The sequence below is a fragment of the Zarconia navalis LEGE 11467 genome, assembly GCF_015207075.1.
GTDB classification, from domain to species: Bacteria; Cyanobacteriota; Cyanobacteriia; order Cyanobacteriales; family Geitlerinemataceae; genus Zarconia; species Zarconia navalis.
In genome coordinates this window covers 1-13257 of the sequence record NZ_JADEXN010000076.1, presented here as the reverse complement: position 1 = coordinate 13257, position 13257 = coordinate 1, and the positions used below count along the sequence as shown (strand labels likewise).

11 protein-coding genes are annotated in these 13257 nt (G+C 49.9%); 4 read left to right on the top strand and 7 right to left on the bottom strand.

Annotation, left to right across the window (positions count from 1 at the left end; translation table 11 throughout):
* The coding region (locus IQ235_RS06080; RefSeq protein ID WP_264320602.1) for a topoisomerase C-terminal repeat-containing protein at positions 1-1186 on the top strand (1186 nt) is incomplete at its 5' end.
* 118 nt (positions 1187-1304) lie between these two features.
* Here the strand turns inward: IQ235_RS06080 and IQ235_RS06075 are convergent.
* Positions 1305-1883 carry a hypothetical protein gene (locus IQ235_RS06075; RefSeq protein ID WP_264320601.1) on the bottom strand — a complete coding sequence of 193 codons (579 nt, stop codon included), beginning with the start codon at positions 1881-1883 and terminating at the stop codon, positions 1305-1307.
* Positions 1884-2282: 399 nt separating this feature from the next.
* Positions 2283-2513, bottom strand: a complete 231-nt coding sequence (locus tag IQ235_RS06070) for a hypothetical protein (RefSeq protein WP_264320600.1) — start codon at positions 2511-2513, stop codon at positions 2283-2285.
* Between the two features lie 235 nt (positions 2514-2748).
* Here IQ235_RS06070 and clpS point away from each other — a divergent pair, with 235 nt between their 5' ends.
* Entirely contained in the window at positions 2749-3030 is a 282-nt protein-coding gene (gene clpS / locus IQ235_RS06065) for an ATP-dependent Clp protease adapter ClpS (protein ID WP_264320599.1), read from the top strand.
* A 238-nt stretch (positions 3031-3268) separates the two neighbouring features.
* On the top strand, positions 3269-4102 hold the full coding sequence (locus tag IQ235_RS06060; RefSeq protein WP_264320598.1) for a CPBP family intramembrane glutamic endopeptidase: 834 nt from the start codon (positions 3269-3271) through the stop codon (positions 4100-4102).
* A gap of 2 nt (positions 4103-4104) precedes the next feature.
* On the opposite strand, the gene IQ235_RS06055 is transcribed toward IQ235_RS06060, so the two are convergent.
* Positions 4105-4491, bottom strand: a complete 387-nt coding sequence (locus tag IQ235_RS06055; protein WP_264320597.1) for a DUF5615 family PIN-like protein — start codon at positions 4489-4491, stop codon at positions 4105-4107.
* Positions 4466-4819 (bottom strand): DUF433 domain-containing protein, encoded by a 354-nt coding sequence (locus IQ235_RS06050; RefSeq protein ID WP_264320596.1) that lies wholly within the window; start codon positions 4817-4819, stop codon positions 4466-4468. The genes IQ235_RS06055 and IQ235_RS06050 overlap by 26 nt, the downstream gene beginning before the upstream one ends.
* Positions 4820-4948: 129 nt before the next feature.
* On the opposite strand from IQ235_RS06050, the gene IQ235_RS06045 reads away from it, so the two are divergent.
* A complete protein-coding gene (locus IQ235_RS06045; protein WP_264320595.1) occupies positions 4949-5239 on the top strand; it encodes a nucleotidyltransferase family protein in 291 nt (96 codons plus the stop codon).
* Between the two features lie 18 nt (positions 5240-5257).
* Here IQ235_RS06045 and IQ235_RS06040 read toward each other — a convergent pair whose 3' ends face one another.
* The 3 genes from IQ235_RS06040 to IQ235_RS06030 all read right to left on the bottom strand — a co-directional run.
* Positions 5258-9718 (bottom strand): WD40 domain-containing protein, encoded by a 4461-nt coding sequence (locus IQ235_RS06040; RefSeq protein ID WP_264320594.1) that lies wholly within the window; start codon positions 9716-9718, stop codon positions 5258-5260.
* 214 nt (positions 9719-9932) lie between these two features.
* On the bottom strand, positions 9933-10829 hold the full coding sequence (locus tag IQ235_RS06035) for a TIGR02452 family protein (protein WP_264320593.1): 897 nt from the start codon (positions 10827-10829) through the stop codon (positions 9933-9935).
* Between the two features lie 587 nt (positions 10830-11416).
* A partial coding sequence (locus tag IQ235_RS06030; protein WP_319592550.1) for a calcium-binding protein occupies positions 11417-13257 on the bottom strand: 1841 nt, incomplete at its 5' end.

Sequence of the window (13257 nt, the reverse complement as noted above, 5' to 3'; positions counted from 1 at the left end):
TATCGGCAGACCCAGTACCTATGCGAGCATCATCGGGACGATCGTCGATCGCGGTTACGCCCAGATGAACGGGAACGCCCTGGTGCCGACGTTTACCGCATTTGCCGTCAGCAGCTTGTTGGAAAAACATTTCCCCGATTTGGTCGATCCGGGATTCACCGCCAAAATGGAAGCTACCCTCGATCGCATCTCCACCGGAGAAGCCGATTGGCTGCCCTATCTCAAGGGTTTTTACGCGGGAGATACCGGACTTGCCACCCAGGTCAAAGAACGCGAAAGCGAAATCGAACCGAGCGATGCCAAAACGGTAGAACTCGAAAACTTACCCGTCAAAGTCCGCATCGGTAAATTCGGGCCCTATTTGGAAGTGGACAACGAGGGCGAGACGGTGACCGCCTCGATTCCCCACAATCTCACTCCCGCCGACCTCAGCCCGGAACAGGTGGAACTGCTACTCAAGCAAAAAACCGAAGGTCCCGAAAAACTGGGGTTGCATCCGGACACTGGCGAACCGATTTACATCCTCATCGGCAGCTACGGTCCCTACGTTCAGTTGGGAGAAAAAACCGAGGAGAACCCCAAGCCCAAACGGGCATCCCTGCCGAAAGGGAAGACGATGGAAGATGTCACCCTAGAGATGGCGGTGGGATTGCTGGCACTGCCTCGGTTACTGGGAGTTCACCCGGAAACGGGGAACAAAATTCAGGCGAGTCTGGGACGCTTCGGGCCCTACATCGTCCACAAGAAGGGGGGTGAAGAGGGCAAGGACGATTACCGTTCCCTGAAGGTGGGAGACGACGTACTGACCATAAATCTCGATCGGGCTTTGGAAATGTTGGCGGAACCGAAAAAGTCGCGGGGACGGCGCGGGACGAAAAAACCCCTGCGGGAATTGGGCAATCATCCCGATGATAAGGAACCGATTAATATTTACGATGGTCCCTACGGGCCTTACGTGAAGTACAAGAAAACCAATGCCAGCCTACCGGAAGGGGAAACGACCGAATCCCTAACGTTGGAGAAAGCGTTGGAGTTGTTGGCGGCGAAGTCATCTACCTCGAAATCGAAAAAGTCTACAGCCAAGAAAACCACGACCAAGAAAACGACGGCGAAAAAATCCACAACGGCGAAAAAGTCTACAGCCAGAAAAAACACAACTCGGGCAAAGAAGACTGCCGAATCTTAGATCTCTTGCACGAATCAACTAGCCCGACTTCACCTGAAGTCGGGCGACCCTTGCACGGACGCAATAGTATCCTCAGTCTAATTCTGCCTGCCGACTGACCGACTTGTGGAATGTGCTCTTAACCGTAACTACTTAACCGGACTTTATATGAGGTGCGATCGGACTCTGGCGGGGAATTGGAATTGAAAGCGAGGTAAACTGCCGCAATGGCAACTAATACTGCCGAGACGATCGCCGCGATCGCCATCGGGCTAAATTTTCGACGTGGTGCAGATTGGCTTTCGGTTTGCGGTGAGTCGGTAGTGGTGGGTTCGATTTGGAAATCGGTATGGGTCGTGTCTTGAGAAAGGGTCTGGGGAATAGAATGACTTTGAGATGAGACCAAATTAGAATATCCTCCCACAGCTAGAGCGAACTCTTGGTTCCAAGCGGGTTTTTCTTGTCCCTGCTGCCGACCGTAGACGATCGCGCGGGTGATGGTTTCCGACTCTAGATTAACAAGCTTGACCCGCACGAAATCTACCATTTGATAGCGATCGGGTACTTGCTCGTCCGATTCGAGTAGGACGTGCAGACAGCTATCTTTGAGGGCAACTTTCGATCGGATGCCCTGATACTTGAGATGTTGGTTGAGTAGAGCCGAAATAGCCTTCGGATCGCCTTGTTTTGCGAGTTCCAGGATATGAGGCTGAGTCATGACACTTTTGTCAGCCTAGAGAACATATCTTCGAGGATAACCGATTTGGGTAAGAATTGAACGGGTCTATGGAAGTGTCTCCCGGACAGGGAACGAAGCATTGAAAATAGGAGAACCGGCACTAATCCGGGCGAAATTTCGTCTTTGGTTTGGTGACTCGTCGCCAGAAACTCCGAACGACTTTTCGCCGATCGAGCGCGTGCAAGAGAGTAAAAACCAAGAACCTATAAGCGAGCCAGAAGTGAATATTTCGACCCAGGTCAACCAACTCGCGATTTTGAGGAAATAGATCGGGTAAAGTTATCCACAAAAAGTGTACGTTATCGCTGCAATTGCGTCAGTTCTGTTGTCCGGAGATCGCCTTAGCCCGAATGCACGCGTCCCTAAAGGAAATCCCTGTCACCGCATCCGAACATCTTCTCTTATGCCGAGCTTGTAAAACTGTTCTAGACTCAAAACCCCCAGAACGATCGCCACCTGCACTTGCCAAGGCGACCAAGCAAACCCAATAATAAAGCTAACGATCGCACTTCCGGCTGCTAGGACGCTGTAGATATCCTCAGAAGTCCGGCCAAACCACCAAATAGAAATCGCTGTCAGAACCAGCGCGATCGGGTAAATCGGTATCATAACTTTCTCTTCTTAACGCAATACTGAATTGTTTATAGTATCTAGGTTATTGAGTAAGCTTGTCTCTCACTCTTCAATCACCGATCGAAATCCATACATCGGTACCCTATCATCCAACCCTTGTCTTGGTCTGTAATTTTAGTTACTCTCTGTTGAAAAAACGGTATCGTTTTGTTAAAAAAAAGAATAGTGAAAAAAACAATTGTAATCTAACCCATATCGCGAGGAGCTAATCATGCCTGTTGAAGTTATCGAAAAGAAAGCGACCGTTCGCAAACCCGCACCGCGCTATCGAGTTTTGTTGCATAACGACGACTTTAATAGTATGGAGTTTGTCGTCGGTATTTTAATCCAAACTATTCCCCAAATGACGCAACCTCAAGCGGTGAATATTATGATGGAAGCCCATACAAATGGAATGGCATTGGTAATTACCTGTGCCCAAGAACACGCAGAGTTTTATTGTGAAACCTTGAAGAATAATGGTTTAACTAGTACCATCGAACCGGATGAATAATTGTGTTTATTTATCGAGCGAGCAAAGTCTCAAAAGATAAGTTAGTTCTGACAATCGTAAGAATTTAGAACGCAATTTCAGATTTGGATCGGGTCACCATTGGTCGGGGGCGGGTTAGGTCTTCAGGTTGGTTCTTCTAAGAGCCAGACCCGAATCAACCCGCCTTGGCAAAGTTATAGATCGTATCCCCATCTCTAAATTCCGATCGACGATCGATTTGGTGGAGTCATTGAGTATTTTGGGTCAACCATTCATTCAGTCCCTAGCAACGCGGTCGCTGGCCACTCGATTAACCCTTTTTCTGGTCAGTTTGCTGCTGCTATGGCTGCCCTTTGCCATCCCGATTTACGCCCTCATCGATGACCCGAATTGGCAAGGTATTCTGACCCTAACGATTTTGTACGGCGAGTTTATTTGGCTGGTACGGTGGTGGGGGCGCGAGGTGTATAGAAACCCGCACATCCTGCATCGCTACGGTTTGAGGAGATCGAAACGCAACGGTAGAGAGTTGCTGTTCGGTTTGGGCTTGGGTTTGACGAGTTTGTGCCTATTACTGGTACTTGAAGGGCAACTGGGATGGTTGCAGTGGCAGTCTCCCCCGGCAGCATTCTTGAGAATTGCGATCGAAGGGTTGCCCATTGCGTTAGGGGTGGGGTTTGCCGAAGAGTTGCTGTTTCGCGGCTGGCTGCTGGACGAGTTGCAACGAGACTACCGAAAAGCGATCGCCATTTGGATAAATGCGGGGGTATTTGCCCTGTTGCATTTCATTAAACCTATCGAAGTGATTCTCTCCAGCCTCCCCGCATTTCCCGGCTTAGTGCTGTTGGGGTTGACGTTAATTTGGGCAAAACAAGCCAGTGGCGGACGGCTGGGACTATCTATTGGTTTGCACGCGGGATTGGTGTGGGGATATTACCTCACCCACGTGGGGGGGTTGGTGGAATACGCCGATGTGGTGCCGATGTGGGTAACGGGACTCGATCGAAATCCGTTAGCCGGGGTTATGGGGATGCTGTGTTTGGGGGGAATTGCGATCGGGATTCGGCGAAAGATGCGATCGAAGGTTAGGTGAATTTAGGCACGTTCTGACGGGAACGAATAGGTATAAGGCAGGTGAACGATCTGGTCTTGGTATTCATTCTGAAAAGAAGCCTCGGCAATGAGTATCAACTCATCGATATTTTGACCCATTGTGAGCTTGGGACTGAGAATAAAAATTCCCGGTACGTGATGACCTGCATTAATATGGTCGTTTAAATGAACGGGCATTGATGTTCGGTTATTCGTCACTAGAATAAAGTCATGCTCCTCACACCAAATCAGAATCTCCGGGTCTAGAGTTCCCATACCCGGAGTAGCAGGCTCTCCAACCGCCCAAACACAGAGATCTCGATCGAGTCGAATGAGTTGAGTCTTGTAACTGGGAGCGACGTTTTCATCCAGCAAATATTTCAGAGTCATGTGCTTTTTTATTTGCTTCTCGTTCTGCTCTGAGTTTCCGGAGTCGGAGCATTGTTGGAGTCGGATTGCGTTGTTGTTGCTTCCATTGTTGGTGACTCCAATCGAGCCAGTTCGTCAGGTACTTATCGACTGCTTCTTTCTCGTGCAGATAGTAGAGAATGGTTGCATAAACCTGCTCTCGGTTTAGCGAAGGATAGGTGCGAGCAATATCTTCGGGCGATCGATCTTGATGGATGAAATCGTAGAGGATCGTTTCAATTCCAATTCGCGTCCCTTTGAGGCGGATATCGTCGGGACGGAGAAAGTCAAAATAGTCTTCGAGTTGCATCGGTTTCTCCTTATAAATTCCCCAAGCATGAATGTATTTTAGCAATGGAGCGATCTCGATCGGGAATGGGAATTCGGTAACCCTCGCGCTATACTGAAATGCGAGCGAATTCTGCCGAACTTCAAACCGATGAACATTCGCAAGTTACTCCAAGAAAAGCGCGATGAAATCCTCCACTTAGCCGCGATACATGGCGCTTATAACGTGCGGATATTTGGTTCGGTAGCGCGAGGAGAGGAAAGAGCAGATAGCGATATCGATTTTCTCGTCGAGTTAGAAGCCGATCGCAGTTTGCTCGATCGTATTGCTTTAATTCAGGATTTGGAAGACCTTTTAAGTCGAAAGGTTGATGTGGCAACCATGCGGGGTTTGCGTCCACTATTTCGCGATCGAATTTTGCCAGAGGCGATATCTTTGTGAGTATTGAAACTTTCGCACTCAACGCTCTACTGCCCCAAGTGCTTTGAGGGTCCCTTTCTCCGATCCCGTTAAACCTTTAACCCCGGTAATATCCATCCCTTCATAGGGTCGTAGAGGTACAATTTCTTGCAGAGATTCGCCGGTTTCCGCATCCCAAATCCGAATGGTTCCATCGGAACTGCCGCTGATTACTTTTGACCCATCTGAAGTAAAAACAACGGAACGGACGCGATCGCGATGTCCTGTAAAAACTTTGAGGCATTCTCCAGTTTCGATCTGCCAAATTTTCAAGGTGCGATCGTCACTTGCACTCACTAACTTCTCGCCATTTGGAGAAACGGCTAGAGAGCGTACGTTGTTATTGTGAGCGTGCCAGGATTTGATACAAACATAGCTCGAAACATCCCATAATTTAATAGTTCGATCTATTCCGCTACTCACTAATATTTTACTATCTGGAGTGAATGCGACTGACCTAATTCCCCCTCGGTGCTTTTTAAGGACGGCAATACATTCTCCCGTCTGAATATTCCACAGTCGAACCGTCCGATCGTCACCACCACTCGCAATCAGGCAATTATCGGGACTAATTGCGATCGCCCACAGCCAATTTGTATGCCCTTCTAAAATTTGAAGACATTCCCCACGATCGAGATTCCAGACTCTAACAGTACGATCGGCACTGACACTAGCCAGCAATTTTCCATCTGAACTCAAGGCAACTGCATTAACGCACTTTTGATGTCCTATTAGCGTTCTGATACAAGCACCATTATTGCCATCCCATAGTTTTATTTGGTGGTCAAAGCTAGCCGTTGCAATAATACTCTTATAAGAGCTAGCTGTTACTGAATTAACTCGACTATGATGACCAACTAAAGTGAGATTGTTTGCGGCTAGGAATGAACCCTGCAAGTCAGCTTTCCAAACTTCTACACATTTATCCTCAAAACCAATTACTAAGGCTTTACTGTCACGTGAAACTGCAACCGATCTGATTTCAACTGTATAACCTTGTAATGTTTTTAGACAATCCCAAGTGTCGATATCCCAGTGTTTGATAGCTCGATCGTCACTTCCACTAGTTAATCTTCGTCCGTCGGTGCTAAAGGTAACTGTCCGAACCCAATCAATATGTCCGAAAATAGTTCGCGTACATTTACCCGTTTCAACATCCCAGAGTTTAATCGTTTGGTCAGAACAACCACTGGCTAAAGTATGACTATCGGGATGAAAGGCAACTGAATACACCATTTTTTCCGAATGTCCTTCTAGAATATGAAGGCATTCTCCCGTTTCAAGATTCCACAGCCTCGCAGTGCGATCTTGGCTACCACTTGCTAGTAGTTTTCCATTGGGGCTAAGTGCAAGACAACGAACTCGACTGGTATGTCCGTATAGGGTCTTAATATATTTCCCGGTCGGTAAATCCCAAATCTTAATAGTTTTATCGGCAGCCCCACTAATTAAAAGTTTAGCTTGGTCGTGGATGAGAACGGCTTCTACTTCGGCTGTGTGAGCTACTATCGTCCTAAGACATTCACCCGTAGCAAAGTCCCAAACTTTAATAGATTTATCGTCACTGGCGCTAGTGATATATTGAGAATCGGAACCAATCGTTACAGAATTGACTCGACTGGTATGACCTCGTAAAACTGTCGCGCAGTTTTCTGCTAAATGCCAGATTCTTATCGTTTCATCAAAAGCAGCACTGATAAGTGTCTTGCTATCAGCAGAGAAAACAAGAGAGCGTATCCAATCGGTATGACCTTTGAAATTACCGACTAGCTGATTATCTTCTACGTTCCAGAGATTTATTTCACAGGCGGAACCCGCCGTGGCAAAAAATTGACCGTTCGGGCTGTAGGCAATTGCAAAAATGGCGCCGAATATCTGAGGAAAAACCGATTCTGCAAGATATGCATTGGCAAAGTTCGCGTTCTGTAAATTCGCCTCTACTAAATTTGCACCGCGAACGATCGCATTCGAGAAATCCCCATCGGAGAGCGCGTTGGGATGCAACTCGATCGCCAACGTTGCGGCATTTCCCCCCACATAACCGACGGCTTCTGGGGTTTGGTTGCGCGTAGCTTCAATAACTTCGAATAGGGGATGTTTTGCCTTCGGGGAAAACGGCATCAGGGTGGGGATTAATAAGTCCAGAACTGCTTTGGTTAACGGGGCTTGTCCGACCGTCAAGCACAACCGTTCGATCGATTCTCTGACAAAGGTTTTCAAGGGTGCGATACTCCCTCCCATATCATCGACGGTTTCTTGGAAGTAAGCAGACCAAGTATAATCCTGGGATTCGCGACGGGTATCAACCCCAGATTTTGCCTGCGCCAACTGGAGAAAATCCGGTGCTAAAGCCCCGAGTTCGGCGGCAAATTTGTAGGCGACGAAAAATTCTAAAAGCGATCGATGGGCGGGGGTGTAGTCCCCTTGGGCGTTGCGAATCAGCATCGTTTGCCCCATCATGTCGTAGTGCCAGTGGTCGAGGTCTTTTTCCTGCTCGACTGCCGAACCAAATAACTTGCGAATGCGATCGGGAAACTCTCGATAATTGAGGCTCATGCGATCGGTCGAAAGCATTTCCCAGGACAGCTCGCACATAAAATAGAGCTTATCGACCATCGAGGTAAACGTGCGTTCTGCCTTGATATCCCGTTCCATCTTGTGGCGCACGGCATAGAGATACACCCGCGACATATCCACCGGCTTCCCCGCCTCAATATCCGGCAGCGCTTCCAAAATCAACTCCGTCAGAATCGGACGACGGGCGAGATCGAGCAACTGGGGATTGCCCGTAATCCGATCGACCGTGGCAGGCTGCGCTTGATGGGATAAGACTTGGCGAATTTGCTCGTCGTCGAACTTTTCGAGTTCCAGGACTTCAAACTGGGGTATTTCTCCGGTCAAATTTTTGGTGGAGGCTTGCAGTTCTGCATTCAGTAAGGCGCGACCTTCCTTGGCTTCGGGGAAATGTTCCGTGCGGCAAGTCAGGATGACCTTCGCCCCAGGAACCACCACTTTAGCCAATTCCCAGAAGTTATTAATCATCTGCTGGCGATCGACTCTAGCGGCCATTTCATCGAAGCCATCGAAAATTAACAGCAGCTTGCCCATGCGGTTGAGTTGCTCGAAAGCCGAGTAACCGGGAATGGGAATTTCGTGTTTGCGGAAAAAGAACTCTGAAAACAGCGACTCGACGCTGACGGCTTTGGCATAGTCTCGTAAGGGAATCACCAGGGGCAACCGGGGACGCTCAATGCCCCGTCGCTGGGCATCGCGGTAGCGCCCGAGGGCAGTCCAGGCATAGTGCAAGGCAAACCAGGTTTTCCCCGTCCCGAATTCCCCCAGGATGGAAATATGCTCTTTTGCCGGGTCGTCCAGCCACATATCTAGGTAGCCATCGATCCAGCCATCCCGTTCGTCGTAGCGACTCGAACCAAGGCGCTGGCGGGTTACCGGGTCGTACTCTTCTTTGGTGCAGGCAAGTGGTACGTATTTCTGGTCAATTCCCCGCTTCTGGATTTCCTCTTCCAACCAAGTGAGGTAGCCGCTGAAATCCGCATCTCGATCGAGCAATTCGTCAAACGTATCGCAGCACAGATGCTTATTTTCCGGTTTTGCCACTTCATCGCGGGCGGCACGGGCAATACGGCGATCGCTCACCAGCCAGCCTTCATCGGCGTTCTGGACGCTAACCGACTCTCGCAGGGCGTTCACATCCGCCAGACTCGCCTCTCCATCCACCCCGCGCACCAAAATCCGCATATAGCGACTGCGCCACACTGCAACATTAACGATCCATTCAAAATATTCCGCTTCCCAAACTTCATGGGATTCAAAGCGATAGCCGAGAGTTTCGAACCAACCGCGCATTTGTTGGGCGAGGGCAAAAGCCCGGCACTGCTCGGTACTGGTCGATTCCGCACCCGGTAAGGCCCGATCGGTTCGATCGGCCAGTCGTGCCATCTCCGTCCGCATTCCCTCCAACGTGGGTAGGCGTTTCAAGCGCTCTTGCAGGCTGCTAATCTGCCGATGCAGGGAGTCTAGCTTCTGGTTAGCTAGAATTTCCGCTGGGGTGCGCGTGCGTTTGGCAACTTCAATAAAAACGGCGGCAAACTCGTAAAATTCTCGACGCACGTCAACATTGTTTGCCTCAAGTTCCGTTTGCAACGAATGCCCGGTGAGAAACGCTTCGCCCTTCTTGAGCAGCATCGCTGGGTTGTTTTTTTCTAGTGCTTCCCGAAAAAGCTGCTGAATTTCAGTTTGCCGAAAAATCTCCAGCGCCGGACGCGGCTTACCCACGCCGTATTCCACCAGCGCGTATTGGTAAACTCCGGTAAAGTCTTCTGGGGGATAGTCCGGATCGAGGTTGAGTTGTTTGAGTAGCTTAATCACTCGTTCGCTGCGGTTGATGCTCTCCATTGCAGAGTCGAAGAGCATATCCACCAGTTTATCCAGACCAAACACGCAAGTTCTCCACGTTTGACAATCTCTCCAAAGTCTAATATAGAAGTCAGAATTCTGCCGGGACGCAATCTGCGATCGGTGTGTAAAACTCGAAAACTGTAGGGGGTCAGATGAACCAACAACGAACGACGATTTTCAATCTCCCGTACCCACAAGATCGTTTACCCAAGCTAGTTTATAAACTAACGACAGATAGCTGAATGCTTTCATTTCGTTAGTAAACGTCTCCAAATCTTCGATCGAACTCGGTAAATATCCTGTTCTTCTTCGTCGAATCGAGAACTGAAAATAAAACGCTTTTAAACCTGCCGCAAAATTGCCCGTTCGGTAATAAATAATCGGCAAACATTTGCGCCACCATCCCCGGATCGTTACGAAATACGCCACAACCCCAAGCGCCCAAAACTAAGGCATCGCAGCCGTTGTGAGCGGCAATTGCGAGGACTTTTCCACCGCGATCGCCCAAAGCTTTTGGAATGTCGCGAACGGACTTGGGTTGATTCCGAGCCACTGCCCCGGCGTTAGGTGCGGGACTGGTAATGAAATCGACAAAGTAGGGTTGTTCTAACAGGGTTCCATTATCTGTTTTAAACACTGGGCAATGAGGAGAATAGATGATGCGATCGGAATATAAAAGCGATCGATTTGCCCGATGAAACTGGTAGTGTTGGGGACATTGCAATAGACTCTGATAAAGGGCGGAACTGCGAGCGAGACTTTCTTCTTGGGCTTGCGCGCCACCGAGGAAACCGCCACCAGGATTCTTGGCTGAGGCGAAATTGAGCACGCCTATTTTTTGATATTTTCCCGATTCTGCTAATCGTTTTGCCCCGGTTAAAGTGGTTTCGTTTTTCACTTCAAATTGGGTTGTCGAAAATTGAGCGGGGTGGGAGAGAATTTCTCGTTCGATTTCGGATAATCGCTCGGGCGTATAGGGTTGAGTTTGTTGCAAACAAGTATGGATATCGAACGAAATATCGATGTCGGTTCCATTGGGTGTTTGATAGCAGCCCGATTCGATAATTTTGAGAGTATCTTGGGCGATCGCAACTCGTCTCATTTTATTCGCCTTCAGCGATCGGTTTTCAGCCATTAGCTCATCTGCTGGCAAAATACAAACCTTGCCATGGCAATCGGGCTATTTAAATATCCTAGCGAATCGTCGATGACTAATTTCCCAGTCACTAGATCCTCTTCCTTCGTGTCCTTTGTGTCTTTGTGGTTCCTTCATTTCGCCCTCTCTCCCCCCCCTTTCAACGAATGACCCCAAAATCATACAAATTACCCCGAGAATATACACTTCGATAAACGGTAATTGCTCGGAGTCTCCACCGAAATATACTGAGTTAATTCGAGATTTAGGGATGAAAAAGTGCGATCGAGAAAATTTACCTTTGTAACAACCCATTAAAAAGCCATTTCTAGCCCCTAATTGCATTGACATCTCGGTTTTATCTTCGTTATAATTACGGAAGAAGCGTTAGGGCATACCTAAGCAAGAATTCCAAGTATACGTTCGAGTTTGACTTGTATATTTTGTCTGAAATTCTCCTAGATTTAAATTTTGCTTCGGCGAAAAGAAACACCCCCGACTGGCAAACAGTCGGAGGTGAGAATCTAAGGATTATTGAAATTCGATCGACAGAGAAGTTAAGTCAAGGTCGAATTGAGAAAAATAGAGAATTAGAGCACAGAGAATTAGAGAATCGAGAAATCGTCAAAACCGATCGAGGTAGCATTCACGCCAGACAAGACAACGGTCAAATCGCCAGCAGTAATTTGACTGTGCTCGTCAACTTGGATAATTTCCAATTGGTCGGGAGTCAAACCACCCATCAGACCAATGCGATCGACACCATCTTGGAAGTCGGTAATCAGGTTGATGCCATGGTTATCGGCAAAGTCGAAGCGATCGACTCCCGCACCACCGGTCAGCACGTCGTTTCCTTGCTCGCCGCTGAGGATGTCGTTTCCAGAACCACCGGTCAAGGTGTCGTCTCCCCGACCGCCGAGTAGGATGTCATCTCCCGCGTCGCCGGACATCAGATCGTTGCCTTCGTTTCCGAAGACGAGATCGTTGCCAGCCCCACCGCAGAGTTTGTCATCTCCATCGTTGGTTTCGAGTGGGTTGCCGTTGCTGCCGACGAGGGTGTCGTTCCCTTCACCCGCGCAAATCGTGTCATTTCCCAGGTCGCCGAACAGGAGGTCGTCTCCCGCTTCACCCCAGATGACATCATCCTGACGACCGCCGCTGACGGTATCGTTTCCGGTTCCGGCGACTAGGCTATCGTTGCCCAGGTTGCCGTCGATCAGGTCGTTTCCAGCCCCGCCGAAGATGACATCGGCATCGGCTTCGCTTTCGATGTTGTTAGAAACTCCCGTACCGCCGGAGATGGTGTCGTCGCCCAGGTCTCCCGAGAGGGTGTCGCGGCCGAGGTCGCCGTAAATCACGTCGTTATCCTTACCGCCGTAAACCAGGTCGTCGTCTTTGCCGGCGTAGACCGTATCTTCGCCTTCACCCCCTTTAATCAGATCGTTTCCGGCGTTGCCCGAGAGCCAATCCCGATCGCCATTGCCGCCGATGCCGTTGCTGCTGCCCAGGCTGCCGAGGATGGTATCGTTGCCCTGTTCCCCTTCGAGGGTGTCGTTTCCGAACTCCCCAGAAATCAGATCGTCATCCTTGCCGCCGAAGGCGATATCGTCGCCGTCGCCGCCGGAAATCGAGTCATTGCCCTGGTTTCCATACAGTTCGTCGTTCCCCAGACCGCCGTAAATCAGGTCGCGTCCGGAGTCGGGATTGTTAGCATCGCCGGTGCCGCCGAAGATGCGATCGTCGCCGCGTTCCCCAGCCAGGGTGTCATCGCCGAGTTCCCCTTCGATTTCGTCGTTATCCTTACCGCCGAGGATGACATCGCCATCCTTACCGCCGTACAAGAAGTCTTCTCCCTCGCTACCGAGGATGACATCGTTTCCTTGGTTGCCGTAGAGGGTGTCGCGATCGAAATCCGAACCCACCGGTTCCCCACTGGAGAGGCCGCCGACGAGGATGTCGTCACCCGCTTCACCATCAGCGCGATCGTTTCCGGCTAGGCCGCGAATCGAGTCGTTGCCGTCGCTACCGATAATTCCGTCATTGCCTGCGTTACCGATGAGGACGTTCTCGATTTCCGGTAAGGTTTCCAGGGTGAATGCGGGGATGAGTTCGACCGATGCGCCTTGGAGGGTGGGGGCTTCTGGGCAGTCGTGTTCGTCGGGTTCTTGTCCCTTGAACCGGTCGGTAAAGTTGGTGGCATTCAGGGAAGTCGCCGATACACCTTCAAGGGTGACCAGTACTTCTGCCCCGAAGCTAACCACCGTCCCCGTTGTACCCTGGGTAATGGTGAGTTGCTCGAAACTCAGGCCGTCCGCCAAGCCCAGCAAGTCTACACCGACCTCGAAATCGGTGATGACATCGCTGCCGTCGCCGACGCGGAGGACGAAGACATCGCTGCCGCTGCCGCCGATGAGGAGATCGTTACCCCGATCGCCTTCTAGGAGGT

Excerpts from the sequence above, each read along its gene's own strand:
- clpS (WP_264320599.1), top strand. The coding sequence starts at position 2,749 with ATGCCTGTTGAAGTTATCGAAAAGAAAGCGACCGTTCGCAAACCCGCA.
- IQ235_RS06070 (WP_264320600.1), bottom strand. The coding sequence starts at position 2,513 with ATGATACCGATTTACCCGATCGCGCTGGTTCTGACAGCGATTTCTATT.
- IQ235_RS06045 (WP_264320595.1), top strand. The coding sequence starts at position 4,949 with ATGAACATTCGCAAGTTACTCCAAGAAAAGCGCGATGAAATCCTCCAC.
- IQ235_RS06075 (WP_264320601.1), bottom strand. The coding sequence starts at position 1,883 with ATGACTCAGCCTCATATCCTGGAACTCGCAAAACAAGGCGATCCGAAG.
- IQ235_RS06055 (WP_264320597.1), bottom strand. The coding sequence starts at position 4,491 with ATGACTCTGAAATATTTGCTGGATGAAAACGTCGCTCCCAGTTACAAG.
- IQ235_RS06050 (WP_264320596.1), bottom strand. The coding sequence starts at position 4,819 with ATGCAACTCGAAGACTATTTTGACTTTCTCCGTCCCGACGATATCCGC.